The following is a 19,942-nucleotide window of genomic DNA, read 5'->3' on the forward strand; positions in this document are numbered from 1 at the left end:
ACAAAAAATTAGACGCACAAAAAACATAGCAAACAGAATGCCAAGTTTTTAAGTGATTGTTTTAAATGAATTTAACATTTTTTCACACAGAAATTATTTACGACCTGTAAAATTTCCTGACATTATTTTTCATTCATAGTTAAACAAACGCGTCAAAGCATGAAGGGCAACTAATCCTGCCAGTAAGCCAAATGTTTATTAGTTACCATTCATTCGTGTATCATCGGCGAAAATTATGCGAATAAAAAGACATCGAAGCAGTAATGGAAGCTCAGAGTAATCTTAGCCATCTGGCAGATATATTGACAGTCACTAATGCAGGCGCATTCCATCTGAGCGACTCACTTTTGGGAACTGGAATTCCTCTGCAGAAAGGCTTGATATGGCATATTGAGTCCATAGAGCTGATAGACGCGGCAACATCTGAGGTATTTGATGCCGCTTTTACACCGATAACCTTGTGGCCTGATGGCAGTATCAAGTGGCTTGGTATCAAAACCCTGATAGCATTGGACGCTAAGCAACAGAAATCTTTGTATTTGCGCAAAGCCAAGGTTATAGATTTTCACTCCCTTACTTATCCTATTCAAGAAAAAGGTCATTGCCTTCACATTGCTACTGGAGAAGGCGAGATTATTGTTGATAAGCGTAAACTGTTAAACATTTCGACACCGTCTATCACCGGGTCATCACTGGAATACCTGTTTGCCGAACCTGTTTCGCATTTGGATGAAGCCGTCGTTGAATGTGAGTTCAATGTCTATCGTTCGAAGCACCACTATATTTGTGCTGAAATTACACAAATTGGCGTTGTTACAACAGACATAGATAAACAGGTTAAGGTAACAGCGCGCACTTCTATTAACTTAATAAACGGCGACATTGACGTTGCAATTACAATAACAAACCCTGCCGCAGCGGTTCACCCTAATGGCAAATGGGATTTGGGCGATCCAAACAGTATTAATATCAAAGCAATAAACTGGTGCTTTAAGTCTGCTCACTCAGGCAAGGTTTCTTTAAAAACTTCAGAGAGCGCCCAGTGGCAGCTTTCGGAAGGTAAGACTTGTCTTCATCAGGCTTCCAGCGGCGGAGATGACTGGCTTTCCCCAATCCATGTAGATAAAAGCAATAAAGTCAATTTGCCGTTCAAAGGATATAAATTAGTAAATAACGGTCATGCTACTGAACAAGGTGATACTGCATCACCGAGTTTGAGAGTGGAAGGCGAAAGTGCAGAAAATATGAGCTTTATAACGCCTGATCTGTTTTGGCAGAACTTTCCCTCGCAGCTTTTAATAGAAGAGCAAAGGCTATCTTTGTCACTGCTTGGTGCTGAGAGCAGTCCGCCTATTGAACTCCAACCCGGAGAACAAAAAACCCGCACGTTTACGATCTCTCACACTGAAGGAACATGCCGCGCATTATTAGCAAAAATTGACCCAGATTATGTCGCGTCTACGCATGCAATTGCCAGTATGCACGGTGGCGAAACTGACGCGACGCTTAACCAGTTAATCAATGTGGCTTTGGATGGCAAAGCTGGCTTTGAACAGAAAAATAAATCCGTTGATATGTTTGGTTGGCGTAATTTCGGAGAGCTCTATGCAGATCATGAACGGGCATTGGACAAAGACTCTGCATATTTTATCTCTCATTATAACAATCAGTATGATCCTATTTTTGGCATGCTGTCGCAATGGCTCAAAACAGGCGATCGGCAGTGGTTTGTTTTAGCTGATCATTTAGCAAAACACGTTGCCGATATTGATATTTACCACACCAAGGATGATAAGCCGGAATATTCAGGTGGATTATTTTGGCACACAGACCACTATGTTCAGGCTTACACGGCGACGCACAGAACCTACTCAGCAAATCAGCCCAGTAATGTTTATGACGACCATGCAGGTGGCGGTGGCCCAGGTGGTCAGCATTGTTACACCCAAGGGCTGGCACTGCATTATTTGCTGACGCAATATCCTCCATCAAAACAGGCCGTTTTGAAATTATGCCAGTGGGTTAAAACTGTCTATGAGGGTGACAATACGCTAATGGCGTTAGTCTTAGCTTGTAGAAACCGAAGCAGATCTGATTTAAAAGATGTGATTACTGGTCAATATCCACTAGACCGCGGCACGGCCAATTATATCAATGCACTTATTGACAGCTACGAAGTTACCGGAAAACAAGCCTTCATGGGCAAAGCTGAAAACGTCATTCTGAGCACATTTAGTTATCGGGATGACCTAGCCAGCAGAGATTTGAGCAATGTTGAAAACACGTGGTTCTATACCGTTTTCTGTCAGTCAGTTTGTCGCTACCTGTCTGTTTTACAAACACACTCTGACAATGCCCCTTGTGCAGCCACTATCGCCATAATTAACAGCTTATTACATTACGGCAAGTGGATGATTGAGCACGAGTACTTGTATTTAGACAAGGCTGATATATTGGAATTTCCGAACCAAACCTGGACAGCACAAGATTGCAGAAAACTCTGTGTATTAAGCTTTATTCTTCCCTTTCTATCACAATCAGAAAAGGGGCAATGCCAAGAAAAAATAACGCGGTTTAAACAAGGCATTTATACCCGCCTATCCTCGTCAGAAGAGACTAAGACCACTCGGGTTTTATGCCTGCTGATGCAAAATGCTCACTATGCAGAGTACGAAAAAATGGGATTACAGTGTTTTCTCTGGTCACAACATAACCTCGAGCGCACTGACTTTACATACCGCACTGACACCTTTGCAACATTCTTCAAAAATACATTGCTACATTTTTCTTTGTCTAGAGAACGTCGCCAGTTAGTGCGGCGTTTCCCCCAACTACAACGATTTTTAGGTAAGCCATGACGGATATTTCTTTCATCATCCCGCACAAAGGAAGGGATGACATGCTGTTGCAGACACTGGCCAGTATCCAAGCCCTAGAATTAAATGGCAACACCATAGAAGTTATCGTTGTAAGCCAAAATACTGAAGCGAGCGATGCGTTACAGGCCATGAAGGCAACACTCCCACTTGAGATAGTATTTAGTCAGGACGGACAAACTATCTCAAAAAGCAGAAATCTTGGCGTGTCCCATGCCAAAGGACGTTTCCTTGCTTTTTTAGATGCAGACATTGATTTAGCGCCCAATTGGCTACTTACCATGCTGACGACGTTACAGCGAGAAGGCATAGTGTTAGCAAGTGCCATGCAGGTTAATTCGGCCTTTGCGCCGCCGTTAGAACGTATCAGAACAGCGCTAAGTAATGCACATTTAGATACAACTGTGACCTTCCTACCTGGCAGGAACTTGTTCTTAAAACGGGAGACTTTTGACGCCGTAGGTGGCTTTCCAGAGCACCTAATTACCTGTGAAGATTACTATTTCACTGAGCGTGTAGCCCAGCTTGGTGGCTTGTATTACACCAGCGAGACACACTACGTGCATATTGGCGAAGACAAGGCGTTTAGGCCAATGTTCAAAAAAGAGATTTGGCGGGGACAATCAAATCTGGCCTCCATTAAAGGCAGAAAGATCCCACTCTCAGAATGGCCGTCATTTTTTGTTCCATTAATGCCCTGCGCTTTCGCAATATTAACGATTGGTTCGGCTGTTATGGGCAGCTTTTCAATGGCTGCCATTGCACTTTTAATGACTTTTGTTCCCATTTTAGTATACGCTATTCGACTTAAATGGCTGGTTAGGGAAGAAACAACGCTGTGGCACTGCATCTACTTCTATATTGCGTATTTCCCTGCAAGGGCAATAGGCACAATTAACGGGCTTTGGTCCGAAATATCAACGAGTTCACACAATTAATGAAAGTATTGCAGTTTATATGTTCGACAGGATTCTATGGCGCAGAGCGATGGATTCTGGCCTTATCGAAACACCTACCTGAAGAGACTCAGAGCGAGCTTGTTGTTACATTGGAACCGGGAACAGAAGATCTTGAACTAGTCAGACATTTCAAGGAGATCGGGCCCACTCATCAGCTTCCAATGAAAAGTCGCTTCGACCTCTCCGTCGTCAAAAGACTAGCTGAGCTCATAAAAAAGAACAACATCGATATTTTGCACACTCATGGTTACAAGTCCGACATAATTGGTGTACTGGCGGCAAAAAAAGCAGGTATAACGTGTGTTGTTACGCCACACGGTTTTGAGAACGCTGATGATATTAAATTGCGGCTGTTTATTTGGGCGGGTTGTCAGGCTATGCGCTATGCAGACCATGTTGCGCCTTTGTCCCAGCAACTCATGGGAGACGCAAGGCGCTTCAAAGTAAAAGAAGAAAATCTTACTTATATACAAAATGGTGTTGATTTGTCGGAAGTTGAGGCGGTTAGATTGACTAAGCAGAAAAAGCCTGCTGACGCGATTAAAACCATTGGCTTTGTGGGGCAAATGATTAGCAGAAAAAATATCATTGATATTTTGGATACTTTTGATGCCTTGTATGCAAAAAGACAAGATATTACTTTGTTGTTGCTGGGTGATGGTGAAGACAGGCCAAAACTGGAAGCTTATGCTCAAACATTAAAAAGCCAAGATGCAATTTCTTATCTCGGGTTTAGACAAGACAGGCTTCAACTACTAAGAGACTTTGACCTTTTTGTGATGACATCGACTCTCGAGGGTATACCGCGATGTTTGATGGAAGCCTGCGCAATGGCCATTCCTGTCAGTGCCTATGATATCCCCGGCATCGATCAGCTTATCACACACAATGAAACCGGTTTGTTGGCAAAATTGCATGATAAAAAGCAGATACTGGCTGACTGGGAAGCCTTGCTAGACGACACGGTTCAAGCAAAAACACTGGCAGATAATGCGAGACGCTATGTAGAGACCCATTATTCCGCTCAGCGCATGGCTAATGAATACACCACCTTGTTTACACGCTTATTAAACGAACGGAAACATGGCTAAGCAAAACGTTATATTTGTATTGACCATAGACACAGAAGAGGAGTGGTCCTGGGACGATGAGTTTCCCGATGATAACTTTTCAGTTCGCAACGTAGACAAATTACCGGACTTTCTAACATTTTGTGAAGGGTTAGGAATTAAAACCACCTATTTTGTCGATTATGCCGTTGCAGCAAATAAGCATTCAAAAACGGTTATGCAGGATATTGCAAGAAGCCGTTATGCTGAAATTGGTGCGCATTTACACCCATGGTGTAACCCTCCCTATTATGGAAAAACCACAGAGTTAGAATCTCATGTTATTAACCTGCCCGACGAGCAAGTCATTGCAAAGCTGGATGCACTAACTGAGAAACTGATTAAAGAGTTTCAAGTTATACCCCGCTCTTTTCGCAGCGGACGCTGGGGCATAGACGGACGCACGTTAAAGCTTTTAGAGACAAGAGGTTATCAGGTAGATTCCAGTGTTTATCCCTTTTACAAAAATGAATATTTTACGTGTGAAGGGGCCCCAGAAATACCTTATTACCCCAGCTTTGACAACCCGCTTGTGACTGGCGCTCAACGGAACCTTGTGGAAATCCCTGTTAGTGCCGGGTTTAATCGATCATGCTTTGATTTTGCAAATAAGGTGCACAATACCCTTTCAGCGCCCCCTATTAGTTGGTTTAAACCCATTGGTTTGTTGTGGCACACGCACGCGCTAAGAAAGATATATCTTAGCCCAGAACTAACCCGTGCGACCGATATGTGTACTCTGGTTGATGTTTGCCTAAAGAACCAACATCCAGTCATTCACATGTATTTACACAGTTCAAGTTTGATAGACGGTGTGACCGGTTTATTAAATAACCATGAAGCGTATTCTCTTATTTGTGATCGCATAGCGAGAACAGTAAAACATCTCCAGGGCCAGGCTAATGTTACTTTCTCTACCATTACAGAAGCCGCTAGGTTACTACAACAAACTGGCGATACAGAGGCACTTTTAACATGGCAGAATGCTTATGAATGAACCGCTATCTATTGATGTATCCCGCGCTGTTTATTCAGACGAAGCTGCCTGGAACACCTACGTTGAACAGCATCCCAGTGCCACTCCCTATCACAGATTTGACTGGATGAAGGCAGTAGAAAACAGCTATAAGCAAACTATTGCTGGACTACTTGCCAGAAATAGTAATGGAGAAGTGTTGGGCGTTTTGCCCATGGTAGACTTTTCAGTTCCTTTGATTAGCAATCGATTAGTTTCACTACCCTACTGCGATTTAGGCTTCATCATTGCGGACAATAAGCATGTAGAAAAGCAATTGTTGGACAGCGCTATTTCCCTTGCTCAGCGTACAGGTGCCAAAGCTACACAAATCAGGGCAATATCAAAGGAAACGCAAGAGGCACAAACGCTAGATGGAAAAAAGGTCCGAATGATGCTTTCGCTGCCCGATACCTCAGATGAATTAATGGCATCGTTTAAGAGTAAGCTTCGAAGCCAAGTAAGGAAGGCAGAAAAAAATGGTCTCACGTTCAAAACAAGGTCTTCTTTGCAGCTGATTGACGACTTCTACTATGTGTACAGTACAAATATGCGCGATCTTGGCTCTCCAGCTCATGCCAAGAAATGGTTTAAGGCTGTGATTGCTGCCTACAAGACCAATGCCCTTATCAGTGTTGTTTACACGGATCGGCAACCCATTGGCGCGGGCATTGTTTTAAAAAATGGTAGTAGTGCTTGCATACCATGGGCGTCGACCATTCAGGCATTCAACAAGCTCGCTCCCAATATGCTCTTATATTGGTCAGTGTTGTCGCATTGTGCCGACAATCACATTCAGCATTTCGACTTTGGCCGCTCTACGTTTAACGAAGGCACCTTTAAATTCAAGAAACAATGGGGCGCTGAGCCTGAATTATTGGAATGGCAAACCTTTGATAGTAAAGGCAGTTTACTGCCTGAACATTCAAGTGGCCAAAAAGGCGCGCTTCGTTCAGGCATCGAGAGTGCTTGGCGTAAACTGCCGACTTCTTTAGCCACGCAGCTTGGCGCGTTTTTAAGACCTTATATTAGTTTGTAGGCGGACATATGTGTGGTATTGCGGGTTTTACTCAATTTTCACAAAAAGAAGGCGATGCGGACACGCTGCAGAAAATGGGCGAAGCAATTCTCCACCGCGGCCCCGATGCGGGTGGCGTTTACATAGACGACAACGTGGGACTATGTCACCGCCGATTAAGTATTCTTGATCTATCAGAGGCGGGCAATCAGCCTATGTTTTCAGCTGATGGAAACTTAGTCATCGTATTTAATGGAGAAATCTATAACTTTTTAGAATTGAGAGCAGAACTCGAAGCTGAAGGCGTTAGTTTTCAAAGCCACACAGATACAGAGGTAATACTCGCGCTTTATGCAAAGGAAAAGGCAGCCTGTGTAAATAAGCTAAATGGCATGTTTGCCTTCGCGCTGTGGGATAAAAAAGCGCAATCACTCTTTATTGCAAGGGACAGGCTGGGCAAAAAGCCACTGTATTATTTTGAAGATCGTGGGCGCTTTGCGTTTGGCTCTGAAATAAAGGCGATATTGACACTGGAGAATATTCCTCGGGATATCAGGCTAGATGCAGTATATGACTTCTTTACTTACCAATATGTCCCTGATCCTAAGAGTATTTTTCAGCACATCCATAAGTTACCAGCCGGGCATACAATGACAATCACTGCCGAGGGCAAAACGATTGAGCAGTATTGGGATGTGAGTTTTGCCAGACAAAGAAAAGACACTGAGGAGCAAAATCAGGAAGCACTGACTGCCCTACTTCGCACGGCAACAAAACAACGGATGATCAGTGATGTTCCGCTCGGTGCATTTTTGAGTGGCGGTGTTGATAGCTCTGGGGTAGTTGCCATGATGGCTGAGCAAAGTGAAACTCCTGTAAAAACATGCACGATTGGCTTTACTGACAAGGCTTACAATGAGGCAGAATTTGCTCGCGTTATAGCTCAAAAGTATGATACTGAGCATCACGAGTTTACCGTTCATCAGAATGTCGCTGATTCAATTGAACACATTGTCAGCTTTTTTGACGAACCTTTTGCTGACCCTTCTCTCATTCCAACATTCTTTGTTTCAGAACTTGCCCGACAGGCCGTGACGGTAGCCGTTGCCGGCGATGGCGGCGATGAAATGTTTGCCGGCTATCAAAAATACACCACGGATGATATTGAGAACAAATGGCGTCAGCGCGTACCTGAATTTATCAGGAAAAGCCTTTTCCCACCTTTAGCAAAGGTATGTGGAAAAATTCCGGGCCCAGTGACACAAAAAGCCAATTCATTGCTCACAACATTGGCAAATGACCCAGCGTACGGCTTTTTCATCACGAATAGCCAAATTAAACAAGCAACCTGGGACAAATTAGCCAAGGGTGACGTATTCGCTAAGCTCGGTGACTATCATCCCAGCACCATTACCATAGAGGCTTATCAAGCCTGTGAGGGGCCCGATCATCTCAGCAAAATCCTGTATACCGACATTAAAACCTACTTGTGCGGCGGTATTCTGGTTAAAGTAGATCGCATGAGTATGGCCAACTCTTTAGAGGTTAGAGCACCACTACTCGATTACAGGGTCGCCGAATTTGCTGCGGCGCTGCCGTCAGACCAGAAATACCGTGACGGTGAGAAAAAATACATACTCAAAGAAATCTTTAAACCCTTTATACCAGAGTCCCTTCTGTACCGAAGAAAAATGGGCTTTTCTGTACCCTTGGCAAGGTGGTTTAGAGACGAACTAAAACCCCTAGCGTACGGTTATCTTTTTGAACGAACAGCGGGGATTTGTGATATTTTTAATATGCATGAAGTAGAAAAAGTTTGGTCACAGCACCAGTCAGAGACCTACGACCATAGCGCTGTTTTGTGGAGTATGCTGATGTATCAAATGTGGTTTGATAATTACATGCAGCGTAGAAAGTAAAGGAACAAGGTTTTGCGCATTGGCATCTATATAGAAACGGTTAAGGTTTCCCATAAAACAGGCATTAGCCGCTATGTTATAGGACTGGTAGAGTCTCTGTTAGAGGCAAATAGGGATGATATCTTTTACCTCTATTACCAAAAAACTAGTATGGGTGAAAAGCAACTTGATTGGCTCGCTCATCACCCACAAGTCAAACATCGGCCTGTCTATAGCCCTGGAGACTTAGCAGCAACACGTCCCAGAATATGGTGGGACTATGTACTGCCATTTTGGCTTTGGAAAGACAGGTTAGATGTTTTTCATGGCCCTAACCACTTTTTACCCAAGACAAGTGTTCCAACCGTACTGACGATCCACGATTTGGCTTATTTTTATATGGAAGTCCATGGCACTGGTTTAGACAGAATATTGAAAGAATGGACGTTAAAAAGTATGCATCAAGCCAGTCATATTGTGACTGTGTCTGATTCTACAAAACGGGATTGTGTAAAAGAAGGTATCGATCACGACAAAATAACCACGGTTTATCAAGGTTTTGAAGGGAGTGATCCGAGTAACCACATTTCACAAGAAGCCGAATATACCACACCCTATATTCTCTTTTTAGGCACCATTCAGCCGCGTAAAAATGTTGCTATGTTAGTGGATGCCTTTGCGCGTATATCTGACAAAATAGAACAAAAGCTGATACTTGCCGGAGCACCAGGCGAGAGCATGGATGAGGTTGAGGCGATCATTGCGAAAAACGGACTGGAAGAAAAAGTCGTCATCACTGGCTTTATCTCTGATGACACTAGAAAAAACCTGTACGAACATGCCGATGTGTTTGTTTATCCCAGTAAATATGAGGGTTTTGGGTTAGTCGTACTCGAAGCCATGTCTTACGGTGTACCTGTGATCACATCAGACAACAGTTCACTTCCAGAGGCCGCGGGCGATGCCGCTATATTGATTGGGGATGCCGATTCTCTCGCTGATGCGATGGCCAAACTAGTAACCGATGAATCGCTCCAACAAGCGTTAATAGAAAAAGGCTATAAACATATCAAAACTTTCACTTGGAAGCAGTGTGCCAAGAAAATGATGGGTATCTACAGAAAATAGATAGATTAAACTTTATTTATCTATAAACGGTTGTGAGGAGCACGCAATCGTAGCTAGTTAAGGTTTATGCAATTATAAGGCAATAAAGAGTCTAGTGTGGTAGGGCTTACCACACTACTGAATAGTTATCAGGTTTGATTGTGTTGCCCCCAAGCATCTATTTTGAAATTAAAGCCTGAAAAGTTATTTAATTTATCGACAAACTTGTTGTCTTCTATATTAAGTTCAATTAATTTATTTGTACCGTCAAAGTATGCCCTAATATCATCTTCATATCGTAATCTTTCGTTGCGCCAAAAGTTCTTAATTTTTAGATCGTTACTAGTACCAAACAATCGACGATAGTATTGAATATTAGTCTCACCATCAACAACTTCACCATGGTTAATTCTGCTTTCTAGCCAAGCATCGATGTCGCGATAATTGTATAGAAATTTTGCATTAGGGTAATCATGATCTAACTGCATAAACAAGGAATTTGCGTCAAATCTAAAGTTTCCACACCTAAATGCCATATCAGAATAAACCTGATATGAATCATGATAGCCTGATAACAAAGGAATATTGTTTGCTGCATTATAAAGAATACGTTTAGCAATTTTTCCTTCATCCCAATGAACACTATTGTACCCAGACTTTTGAGCCAAACGATGTATAGATGTTGTTCCGGTCTTATTGAACCCTACAACAAGTAGCATCGCTTTGTTCAACACTTCTGAAGATGCTTTTTTACTTTTTAAAAAATTAAACATAAAAATAGGGCATATAAAAAAGGTTAAGGGTTGAGAATAACTTTTGTAAACTTAATTTCGGTATCAAATTTATCACTTAACAGCTCGATTAGCGTATTTAGTTTACTGTTCATTAAATCTCTGTCACATAGGTAAAACTCTTTCTTTTGTATGTTTTTGAGTTCGTTAGCCAACCGTTTAAGATCTTCATCTTTAGATGCTTTAGGAGGAGGAGCATCAAACTTCCCAGAAAACAAGTTCATACCTATTAAGTTTCTTTTTATCTTATTTTTAAACTGTACCTTTTTCGATTTTTTCTTGTCGCCAATCCAAATAGGTTTTAAATAATTGAACTCAATACCCAAATCGAATGATTCTGTCCAATCCAACCATTTGTTTTCATTAATATGGTCATACATCTTAACAGGCAACCATGGAATACCAAAAGTATCAGCAATGATTGCGCCATGCATTGCTTCACAGATTACGGCTCGTGATTTTGCCAACTTTATAATGAAATCTTCAACTGCTAGCCTTGGGTCAATCACATTGACATTTGTTAGCCGAGAAAAATGGTCCCAGTCAGCTTTTTCCATGCTAAATACATGTGGGATATAGCTAATATCATCAGTTTTATCAATTCCTGAAATATCGATGTATTTTGATAATAAATAGGCCCCATCAAGAGTAAGCGTTTCATCTGGTAAGTTGAGAGCTTCGATTGTTCTTTTACCTCGCACAGCTAAAAACTCCCACCGTTCATCTATTTTTGGCTCTTCTCCATAGCCAAAGCCAGATGTAGCAACAATATATCGGTCAGCAATTGGAATATGATGGTTTAGCAGGGTGCCAATCCCAATAAATAACAAATTTTCATTATCATCAAACTTACCTGGGAGCAGCCTTTTCCATAGCCATGGGTTAATATCGTCCCCTACATTGCCGTGAGTTGACTCCCAATAGTATAGTTTCATTAAGTTTTTCCTTTTGCAGCTAAAAAGCTCTAAATATAAATCGAAAATACGATGCAATTACAAGATCTCTGAAGGAAGAGTTTTTATTCAATCCTGTCCAAAACACCCACTTCAAAATTCCTCCCCATGCTTTTGAATACGAAGGCTCGCGTCGAATGAATTTTAAAATAGGCCGCACCTTAGATAAATCAGAAAGTAGCATTCTGTTTTCACCTTGGCTAGCCACGCTTAGCCAAAACCTTTTAAAAGCGAACTCGTCAATAGGTTCTATTTCGCGACAAACATGTTTGTAAGAACCTCCCAATGCAATTTTCAACTGGTCATCGCGGTGTTTTCTAGTGAGGCTATTTTCATTTATTCTATAACTGAGGAGCGACTTCCTAAGCCCCCCAAACAAATAGCCTTTCTCTATTAACTTAAGGAAAAGTAGATAATCCTCTGCATTCCTAACTTGTGGAAACCCACCAACTTCCTTAATTGCACGAGTTCTAACAATTGTACTAGGAGTACAAATTCGGCTATTCAACAACAATTCTGCTTTGAGGAGCTCAGAATCTTCACTAATAGGATGTGACCCTATTATTTTCCCTTCCATATCAATATATTCCACATCGGACCCGCAAAGTGTTAAATGTGGGTTGTTAGCCATGTGTTCTACTAAGATTTTGAGTCTCTCGGGACGTGATATATCGTCTGCATCATTTCTCGCGAAAAATTCTCCTTTAGCAGTTTCCAGTCCTTTGTTTAATGAATAACCAACTCCATAATTCTTGTCATTTGTTAATAGAATTATCTTTGAATCTCGCGAAGCGTAATGTTGTAGTATTTGTTTTGTTTCTTCGTTACTACCATCATCAATAATAATAAACTCAAAATTTTTGTAGGTCTGTTTTAGTATGCCTTCGATTGACTGTTTTATATGCTCAGGATTTCCATTGAGCATAGGCATGACTACCGAAACAAGATGGTCCATTATAGTTTTCCCAGAATTCTAAGTTACATCATCGATTGAGATAAACGGAGAATATAACATGTATGTGCTCTAATTGACCTTACTCCCAAGTTACTAACATTCCTTCGGTGAGATAATTCACTTATTGACCCAGTCTTACTTTGGCAAGGTCAACTCGCCCTCTTCAAAGAAAGGTATAGCTTTCCTTTTACACTATCAATCAACCGCCAAAGATAGCCAAAACAATACACCTTGTTTTTCAAAACAAAGACTACCGTCAATTGGATTGAGGCATATATCACCATATAGACGCTACAATAAACCATCAAACCTAAAAACAAATGGTCGATACTTGGCAGGAAAGACATAGCCTGGCTGGCGACAACAACAGAAATTATAGATAAAATCATCGGTAATGTTATATCTCGCAGAGCTTTGACGCCTAAAATTTTTAGGACTACATAAAAGTAAAAACCGAGCGCAAGAAACACATCAATCGCAATCTTAAGTTTTGCCAGATGATATACATCCTGAAAATCCATAAAAGTAAACAACAGTACCTGAAAGGTGATCGAGCCTAACGAGTAGAAAAGCAGGACCTTAGTTGCATCTTTTAGCATTACAATTTGAGAAACGATACTATTGATGGTTGTCACTATAATAAAGACACCAAATATGCCAAACAAGTCAGCGTACTCGACCCACTTTTGCCCCAACACGATCAATACAATTGCCTCATCTTTAACACGCATAATGTCTATAATTGGTGCAGCAATTGCAGAAAAGGCAAAGAATGTAACTTGGAGCTGGCTCCTAAAATAAGGCAAGTTGTTTTTAAACTCGGAGAATTGAGTTAGTGTAGTACCAATGATGGGATTGATAAAGATGGTCGAGGGGATGCTCGCGTAATAACGCATTGAGTTGTAAGCACCCATAATAGCCTTATCAAACACTGTACTAACAAAGAGTGCATCTATTTGACTGCGAAAAAAGTTAAGAATAGATTGGGGTAAAATCCATTTCGCGAAATCCCATTGCGCCTTCACTGCTTTAAATGTAAAACGGGGCCTTAAAGGTGCAATGATATAACTTGACAATACACCGCCACATACACTGATTAATTGTCCTAGCACCAAAGCCCAATAAGTCTGATACCGTACAGCAATATAAATTGTTAAAGCAGTTGAAATAACCTTAGTAACTATATTCCATCGAGTAATTGCGCCTAATTCTTGTTTTTTTCGTTTGTAGATAAGGCCAGGGCTAGCTAGGGTTCCTAAAAAAATTTGCAAAGCAAAAACCTGAATTATCAACTCCAATCTTTGATCATCATAGTAATTTGCGATTAAAAAGGAGCTAAGAGCAAGTAGAAGGCCCACTGTATTTTTTAGAACAAAGCGCAAAGACCAATTGGTAAGGACCATCTGATCATCTATAGACTCCCTACTCAACAAGTAGCTTTTTCCACCAAAATTAGTAATTACATCAACAAAATTGAGAAAAATAAGTGCGATTGCAACGAGTCCAAAGTCTTCAGGCGTTAGTATCCTAGCCAAAATAATAAGAGAAACGATGCCAATAAGTCGTCTAAATAGTTGATAAACAATAGATAAAGAGCCAGCGATCACGCCATGTTTCAACTTTAATGTCATGGGGCCTAGTCTACTTTTAGCTTTTTAATCCACTTACTTAAATCTCGCCCTGTTAATTCAGAAACTCTTTCTATGTCCATAGCAACTTTATAGAGGTATTTCTCTGGTAATGACGGAATTTTAGAGGATTGTTCTGACTTTGTTAGGATAACTGTTTTGAGCTTTTTACCCGCTTTTGACTTTTTGAACTTTATAAATGGTTTCTTTAAGAAAGAGTTCAAAAGATAACTCTGGATCACTGGAATTTTTAGAAAATTTTGCACTTCTGGCAAGGCGGACACGTTTCTTTTAACAGTTAAGTTGGGTGGTACAAAACTTTCATCAATGCCAAGAAAGACAAATACCTTTTTCATAAAATTGAGCGGCTCAATTTCTATATCGTCATAAAAACTCACCAGAACCTGCTCAGGCTTGAACCTCGCATTTATCCACTCCAATTGCTCTGAATATAAACTTTGAGTGAGTATATGTGGATCTTTTATTAAAGCTTCTTCGAACGTATTGCTTTTTACTTTACCGTGTAACTTATACAAATTAAACGCGGAAAATGCTCGCTCTATGGGATGACGCAAAATAACAATAATTTTTACCTCAGGCGCAAACCTTTTAAGTCGCTCTAAAAAAACTTCCTTAGACATATAATCAGGAGTAATCTCGCCAACTGCTTTTACTGCTTTTTGCGTTTCAAACAAATTTGAATACCAATCAGTTCCCTTTTCATATCCACTATCAAAGAAGTGAACTTCTTTCTGAGGCATAAAAACCTCTGGGTGCTTGTTCAGGCAATTGTACATCCAACTAGTTCCTGCCCGTTGTGCCCCGACGCCAACAAAAAAAACCTTCCGAGTCATATTTATTAATACCTGTTTTTAGAATTAAATGACACGTATCATCACAATTCTATGATTTTATACTTGAAGACTATATTGCCCGTTTGTTTTTAACCTTTTGATAAGTAGCATTTTTCTGATCCTGCAAGGGATTTTCTTCATTTTTTCGTTTTACCATATAGTAATTGGCAGAAATTAGTAGCAACAAAAAGTAAAAGGGTTCAAAGATAATTAAGTCCAGAAATACTGCTCCCACAAAAAAAGCTATAAGCCCCCCCATAGAAGCAAGATTGACAAAACCATGGTCCGAATCTTGATCTGTATTAGCTTTAACATACTTATATTGTTTATATGACCAATAAAAGAACATGATATAAATAAATCCCGAAATAAAACCGGTATTAGCGGAGAAATTCAAAAAAGTATTATGTGCAACATGTTTCGCTTTTTCAGGAAAGTGGATTCTGGAAGCATATTGGAACCGTTGTGGTCCCACTCCTAATAGGGGGTACTCCTTAGCCAGTCCCCAACCAATTCCCCACGAAACCAATCTTGGATTAAGTGGGCGTTCAACTTGATTGTCATTTGCTTTAGCAATGGTAGATGTAGTTCTGTCTGTCAATGCCCCGCCTTGCCAAACTAGCATTCCAATAAAGCCTATTACAATGGCAATATTTAGAGATTTAGACTTGACCACAAAGGCAAAGAATAGAACCAACACGCCAGCGCTGAGGAGAGCGCCACGAGATGCGAACAAAATTAATGCATGTAGTACAAAAGGCACCGATAAAACCAGAGAAATCTTTATCCAACTTCGCTTGAAATATAGAATTCCGAATAATATGAATGAAAGCCCTGTTGTAAAAACAATAGAAAAGACATTACCGTCTCTGTATGGACTTAAATCAGGCCCTTTCAAACGCCCATTTAGGAACTGAGCCCAATTATTCGAGAAGTAATGGTCATTTGCCCAATAGCAGTAGTAGAGCGTTATGCCAATAAACATAAATGCAAAGTACTTAACAATTTCTGGCTTGTTAAGAAGACCTAAAACAATGAAATACATAATAAATATGGTAGTAAAGATGCTCACTACTAAATCGCCACCTACGGCCGCAGAATAAGTCTCAAATGGCGTTAGCCAGGTAGAAAGATAAAATATTATCAGCAAGCCGACCATGCCTTTGAATTGTCCTGACGAGTATACTTGCCAGTTAACCTGCCCCCTGAAAGCGCACAATATCCAGGCTATAATAGCTATAGCTGCAGAGATTCTAAATACACGAATATCCTCAAACACCCAAAACCAAACATATTGTGGCTGCATGACTGAAACTACAGAGTAAATTAGGGCTGAGACCCATGGTGCAGAACTAACCAAAAATGCACTAGCAATTAGTCCAAGGATTGTAAGAAATTTAACCATGCAGCGTCTCGTATATTGACGTGTATCGCTTAATCATATTGGTATTGGTAAATAGCTCATGGAACCTAAGATAACCATTTTGACCAAACTCTTTAACACTGTTAATTTCCAAGAGTTTTATTATCGCTTCAGCAAATGCATCAGCGTTATTGTTTTCTGTCACGTAACCATTGTAACCGTGTTGAATAAGTTCACCGTTGCCTCCTGCGTCCGTAACAACACAAGGCTTTTGTAAGCTCATTGCCTCCAATAATGTCATCGATGCTCCTTCACTTAGAGATGAAAGTAGGAATATCTGCATCAGTGCAAGAAATTTCTTGGGTGATACCTGATAGCCCGTCAAAATGACAGAGTCATTGATTGCTAGCCGGTTAATGCATGCTTCTATATTCTGTCTTTCCTCCCCATCTCCCACTACAATCAATACAGCATTAGGAAATCTTGTCAAAACTAGCTTAAAGGCCTTGAGCATTAAGACATGGTTTTTGATGGGATCAAATCGAGATATAGTTCCCAGTATGGGGGCGTCAGAAGAGATACCCAGCTCTATCCTTAATTGCTCAATTCCAACTGGTTGTTCAAAGGGCTCAATACCATTGTAAACGAGCTGTATTTTTTTTGATGAAAGAAATTCAAAATCTACCAACGCCTTTCTTGTGGCGTCAGAAATGGCTGTAATACTGTCGGTTAAGTAAGACAAAAGTGGGTTGATCAGTTTCCTTTTCCAGCTGCTGCGGTCAGGATAAAATCGGCCATGCTCGGTAAACATGACCTTTGCTCTTGTTCCTGCAGCAGCCAGAACACCATAAACCCAAGGCGTATATTGATGACAATGGACAATATCGATAGCATTTGCCCTAATGTATTTTCGGATCTTGAGTAATAGCGTCAGGTCTAAGCCTTCCTTTCTGTCAAAAGCAATTATCGGTATACCACTATTTTTCAGCATTTCACCCCAAGGACCAATTTTTGATTCGATACAAAAAATTGACATTTCGAATTTTGAACAATGACCACCTTCGATCAGGCTCCTAATCACCATTTCTGTACCACCTATGCGCATGTCATAGGTTACGTGAAGTATTTTCATTGGAATTCAAGACTGCTCATTAATGTTGTCTATCTCTCAGTGAGTTGATACTTTTGTAGTAGTGGCTGACTTTCGTTTCGATTTTGAGTGTCGTCAGCTCCACTGAGTAAAATATATAAGGTATGCGTAGTCGGGTTAAAATCTGCCCCTCTAATTGAATGGCTGTCGCGATATAATTCTAAACGACCAAATTCAATGGGAGTTAGCTCGTAAGGCGCTATATCACCGCGCATTGAAGTGATTAGATCCTTGGTACTATATAACCAAAAATAATTGACTTTGTCTGCTTTCACTTCGGAACAATAACCTGAGCATTTAGAACCATCAGACTTACGTTTTTTATATGAGATTTCAGACTCCATGGCGCGATTCGTGCCGATTAAAATGTAATGCGTCGCACTATTAGTAAAGAAACCAATATTGGCGACACTCAGCTCGTTCCAGAGTTTGTGTATATCTGTATTATCACTCACACCATAAACACCAAGTGGGTTTTTCAGTGAGTAGCTCAACACTTCTTCCGTTGGAAAAAAAATTCTCCCTCCCTCTTTTTTATCGTATCGAGGCGTGAATGCATAAAAGCTTGGCCCCATAGACAAACGTGAGTTGATCGGTAAGTTGCTAGCATATCCTGTGTAGTGAGTATGAGGAGTAAATGCTTTAAAAACTTGAGGTAATTCTCCCATCCAACCCGCCGCTCTTACGGCTCCTTCAATTTCGTGAAATCCACTTCTGCTACCACCAATATGGTCAGGATTATCTATGATTATAGTGGTTGACCGCTGATTTCCACTGCCATCATAATATTGCGCCATATTCATCCAAAGCTTTCCGTTTATGACTTCAAGCCCAGTGATACGACCTATTTTATTCTCTCTGTCACGCAACTCAATTCCTTCCCTGGTAGGATGAAAAGGTTGCGAATTTGGTGCTATAGGTAAATCAGAAACTTTTTTCTCTAAGGCAAAATCGCCAATACTAAATGCACCAATTGTGGATTTTTGTGCATGCCCTGCGACAAACAATTGTGTTTCGTCAGGTGATACAGCCATGGTTCCTGGCGTCCAAGCTAATCGAGAGGCGCCAAATGTTCCCGCTTTAAGACGCGTTTCACCCACTAAAGTCAGCATGTAGTGTTCAGAAAGCTTAGTGGTAAAAGTTCTTGGGTTTTCAAGATATGCATTTGAACTGTCAGAATAATTAGAAGTTTTATCCACAGTTCTCTTAACAAAGTTTTCGATATTAGAGAGATCAACAATACCTTTTTCAATGGCATATTGTGCGCCAAAGACTCCACCTAGCAACAAAGCGAAACACCAAAAGACATAGACAAAAACTCTACCAAGTCGCATTGCCAGTACCACAAAGTTTCAAGCGCATACAATTCACCCTCTGCTCTTACCCCTTATCCAAAAGCTTCTTAAGACGCTTTTTAACCAAATACTTTTTTACGAACCCTAAATGTTTTGATCGCTTATTAAATTCTTTCCAAATAGTTTGATTAATACTATTGAGGTCTCTTGGCCAGTCTTTTACTGGAGTGCTATCAAGTATCACCTCTTGCAGCTTTCCTAATTCGTACCGTGCTATTCTGTTGATATATAGATTAATGTCACTCTTTTTAGTAATGCTAAGGCTTTCAAATTTATACCCGACACCTTCAATCCAGGTTGTACGATTTGGGAGATTATGATCGAAGAACTCCAAGTCAGTATTTACTGCCTTGGTCAGGAATGAGTCGATCCAATTAAGGCCAACTGGCAATCTGAACCCAGCGCTTCTAATTCTTTTAATAAAAGAACTTCTCATCCCATAAAGATTGCCGAAGAAACAGGCTCTCTCAATAATTAATGACCTGTAGAACGCTATATTTCTTCCTGATAGCGGCATGCCTGCAATGATCATTGTTTCGGGTTGGCTTTGTTCCAACTTTGAGCTCATTTTGGAAAAACAATCATCAGAGAAATTAATGTCTGAGTCACAAAAAAAATGCGTATCAACCTCATCACTCAGATCATGAACATAGGTATTCCATGCATTGCATTTATCGCCAAGTTCAATCTCTACGACTTCCAATTTAGCAAATTCAAGCGTTTTTTTACATTCCTCGGCAATTTGTACCGTGGCATCTGTACACCCATTTGCCAAAATCAAATACCGATTTAATTTTGCATCCGTATTCTTATATACGCTTTCAATCGAAGTTTTAATGTTTGCTTCTTCGTTATAAGCAAACATGATTATGTTGTACAAATCCAATTACCTATTTAAATCAACACAAAAT

At 40.6% G+C, this 19,942-nt stretch carries 16 protein-coding genes; 7 read left to right on the forward strand and 9 right to left on the reverse strand.

Features of this window, described 5'->3' with window-relative positions:
• Positions 1-263: 263 nt before the first annotated feature.
• The 7 genes from DRW07_RS12920 to DRW07_RS12950 are packed head-to-tail and all read left to right on the forward strand — an operon-like array spanning position 264 to position 10,003.
• Positions 264-2,858: a hypothetical protein gene (locus DRW07_RS12920; protein WP_124028347.1), complete on the forward strand. Its 2,595-nt coding sequence runs from the start codon at positions 264-266 to the stop codon at positions 2,856-2,858.
• Positions 2,855-3,814, forward strand: coding sequence for a glycosyltransferase family 2 protein (locus tag DRW07_RS12925; RefSeq protein WP_124028348.1), 960 nt, complete (start codon positions 2,855-2,857; stop codon positions 3,812-3,814). The genes DRW07_RS12920 and DRW07_RS12925 overlap by 4 nt, the downstream gene beginning before the upstream one ends.
• On the forward strand, positions 3,814-4,926 hold the full coding sequence (locus DRW07_RS12930) for a glycosyltransferase (RefSeq protein ID WP_124028349.1): 1,113 nt from the start codon (positions 3,814-3,816) through the stop codon (positions 4,924-4,926). Before DRW07_RS12925 ends, DRW07_RS12930 begins: the two co-directional genes overlap by 1 nt.
• Entirely contained in the window at positions 4,919-5,941 is a 1,023-nt protein-coding gene (locus DRW07_RS12935; protein ID WP_124028350.1) for a polysaccharide deacetylase family protein, read from the forward strand. Before DRW07_RS12930 ends, DRW07_RS12935 begins: the two co-directional genes overlap by 8 nt.
• Positions 5,934-6,998, forward strand: coding sequence for a FemAB family XrtA/PEP-CTERM system-associated protein (locus tag DRW07_RS12940; protein ID WP_124028351.1), 1,065 nt, complete (start codon positions 5,934-5,936; stop codon positions 6,996-6,998). The genes DRW07_RS12935 and DRW07_RS12940 overlap by 8 nt, the downstream gene beginning before the upstream one ends.
• An 8-nt stretch (positions 6,999-7,006) precedes the next feature.
• Positions 7,007-8,896 (forward strand): asparagine synthase (glutamine-hydrolyzing), encoded by a 1,890-nt coding sequence (gene asnB, locus DRW07_RS12945; RefSeq protein ID WP_124028352.1) that lies wholly within the window; start codon positions 7,007-7,009, stop codon positions 8,894-8,896.
• A gap of 12 nt (positions 8,897-8,908) precedes the next feature.
• On the forward strand, positions 8,909-10,003 hold the full coding sequence (locus tag DRW07_RS12950) for a glycosyltransferase family 4 protein (protein WP_124028353.1): 1,095 nt from the start codon (positions 8,909-8,911) through the stop codon (positions 10,001-10,003).
• 128 nt (positions 10,004-10,131) lie between these two features.
• Here DRW07_RS12950 and DRW07_RS12955 read toward each other — a convergent pair whose 3' ends face one another.
• The 9 genes from DRW07_RS12955 to DRW07_RS12995 all read right to left on the reverse strand — a co-directional run bounded on the left by DRW07_RS12955 (position 10,132) and on the right by DRW07_RS12995 (position 19,911).
• Positions 10,132-10,755, reverse strand: coding sequence for a sulfotransferase (locus tag DRW07_RS12955; RefSeq protein WP_124028354.1), 624 nt, complete (start codon positions 10,753-10,755; stop codon positions 10,132-10,134).
• A gap of 23 nt (positions 10,756-10,778) precedes the next feature.
• Positions 10,779-11,708 (reverse strand): polysaccharide pyruvyl transferase family protein, encoded by a 930-nt coding sequence (locus tag DRW07_RS12960; RefSeq protein WP_124028355.1) that lies wholly within the window; start codon positions 11,706-11,708, stop codon positions 10,779-10,781.
• A 19-nt stretch (positions 11,709-11,727) separates the two neighbouring features.
• A complete protein-coding gene (locus DRW07_RS12965) occupies positions 11,728-12,681 on the reverse strand; it encodes a glycosyltransferase family 2 protein (protein ID WP_124028356.1) in 954 nt (317 codons plus the stop codon).
• 149 nt (positions 12,682-12,830) lie between these two features.
• Positions 12,831-14,312: an oligosaccharide flippase family protein gene (locus tag DRW07_RS12970; protein WP_124028357.1), complete on the reverse strand. Its 1,482-nt coding sequence runs from the start codon at positions 14,310-14,312 to the stop codon at positions 12,831-12,833.
• Positions 14,313-14,317: 5 nt separating this feature from the next.
• Positions 14,318-15,163, reverse strand: a complete 846-nt coding sequence (locus tag DRW07_RS12975; RefSeq protein ID WP_124028358.1) for a sulfotransferase family protein — start codon at positions 15,161-15,163, stop codon at positions 14,318-14,320.
• A 70-nt stretch (positions 15,164-15,233) separates the two neighbouring features.
• Positions 15,234-16,568 (reverse strand): O-antigen ligase family protein, encoded by a 1,335-nt coding sequence (locus DRW07_RS12980; protein ID WP_124028359.1) that lies wholly within the window; start codon positions 16,566-16,568, stop codon positions 15,234-15,236.
• A complete protein-coding gene (locus tag DRW07_RS12985; protein ID WP_124028360.1) occupies positions 16,561-17,658 on the reverse strand; it encodes a glycosyltransferase in 1,098 nt (365 codons plus the stop codon). The genes DRW07_RS12980 and DRW07_RS12985 overlap by 8 nt, the downstream gene beginning before the upstream one ends.
• A 29-nt stretch (positions 17,659-17,687) precedes the next feature.
• The gene (locus DRW07_RS12990; RefSeq protein WP_124028361.1) at positions 17,688-19,010 is read right to left on the reverse strand and encodes a hypothetical protein; all 1,323 of its coding nucleotides are present in this window, start codon (positions 19,008-19,010) and stop codon (positions 17,688-17,690) included.
• A gap of 46 nt (positions 19,011-19,056) precedes the next feature.
• Complete coding sequence (locus tag DRW07_RS12995) at positions 19,057-19,911, reverse strand: glycosyltransferase family A protein (RefSeq protein ID WP_124028362.1); 855 nt, start codon at positions 19,909-19,911, stop codon at positions 19,057-19,059.
• Positions 19,912-19,942: the final 31 nt, after the last annotated feature.

It is taken from the genome of Paralteromonas sediminis (assembly GCF_003820355.1).
Lineage (GTDB): Bacteria > Pseudomonadota > Gammaproteobacteria > Enterobacterales > Alteromonadaceae > Alteromonas_F > Alteromonas_F sediminis.